Below are 1,285 nucleotides of genomic sequence, written 5' to 3' on the forward strand. Positions count from 1 at the left end.
TGCGGAATGTATAGAAGAATTCCCTCGATACGAAGGTGTGGAAAAATTAATGCAGTATGCTAAAGCGGTAAGTGCGAAATCTTATACATTCAATAAGACCGGCGAAGAAGAAGTGATAGACTACAAAAAAATGCTTCAAATCGTCAAAGAAAACGGTTATACGGGATATATAGGAATCGAATACGAAGGAGAAGATCTTTCTCCTGAAGAAGGTATTAATGCTACCCGGGACCTACTAATTAAAGCAGGAACTCAACTTTAACCATCAAACAAATCAACCTAAAATCACATGAATAAATTAGTACGTTTTCAACTTTCCTTAATGATGTTTCTGGAATTCTTCATTTGGGGAGGATGGTTTGTAACCCTTGGAACTTATCTTGGCTATAACCTTAATGCCACAGATGTTCAAATTTCAACCGCTTTTTCAACTCAATCCTGGGGAGCCATCATAGCTCCTTTTATTATCGGAATGGTTGCCGACAGGTTTTTTAATGCGGAAAGGATCCTGGGAATTTTACATCTGGTGGGTGCAGTCCTTCTTTATTTGATGTATCAATCAACAGATTTTGCTACTTTTTACCCATTGGTACTGGGATATATGATCGCATACATGCCAACACTGGCCCTGGTTAATTCTGTAAGTTTTAATCAAATGAAAGATCCCGCAAAGGAGTTTTCATATATAAGGGTGTTTGGAACCATCGGTTGGATCGTGGCAGGACTGGTAATAAGCTACGTTTTCTTTTGGGATGCCCCATCAGCGAGACAGGAAGGCTTATTAAAATATACTTTCCTTATGGTTAGTATCGCATCGGCATTCTTAGGCTTGTTTAGTTTTACCCTTCCAAAAACTCCGCCTACGGCTGACAAATCCAAAAAAGTTAGTATTGTGGAAACTCTTGGCCTGGATGCTCTTGGACTGCTAAAAGACAGAAACTTTCTAATGTTCTTTTTAGCATCTGTTCTAATTTGTATTCCACTGGCATTCTATTATCAAAATACCAATCCGTTTCTTTCAGAAATCGGGGTGGAAAATCCAACCGGTTTAATGACTATAGGGCAGGTTTCTGAAGTTCTCTTTATGCTTCTCCTCCCCTTCTTTTTTAAACGCTTCGGATTTAAAATGACCATAATCGCCGGAATGCTTGCCTGGACATTAAGATATGTTCTCTTCGCTTACGGAAACTCCGGAGAGCTTATTTTCATGCTACTAACGGGAATTGCCTTACATGGAATTTGTTATGATTTCTTCTTTGTTTCCGGACAGATCTATACCGATTTT

1 protein-coding gene and 1 pseudogene are annotated in these 1,285 nt (G+C 38.9%); both read left to right on the forward strand.

Going from position 1 to position 1,285, the window contains the following annotated elements:
- A pseudogene (locus tag ACNKXV_RS08905) lies at positions 1-262 on the forward strand (sugar phosphate isomerase/epimerase); the annotation flags it as partial.
- Positions 263-289: 27 nt separating this feature from the next.
- Positions 290-1,285: MFS transporter (locus tag ACNKXV_RS08910; RefSeq protein ID WP_417907359.1), on the forward strand; the 996-nt coding region annotated here is incomplete at its 3' end.

The organism is Christiangramia aquimixticola, from assembly GCF_048285835.1.
In the GTDB taxonomy this organism is placed as follows: Bacteria; Bacteroidota; Bacteroidia; order Flavobacteriales; family Flavobacteriaceae; genus Christiangramia; species Christiangramia aquimixticola.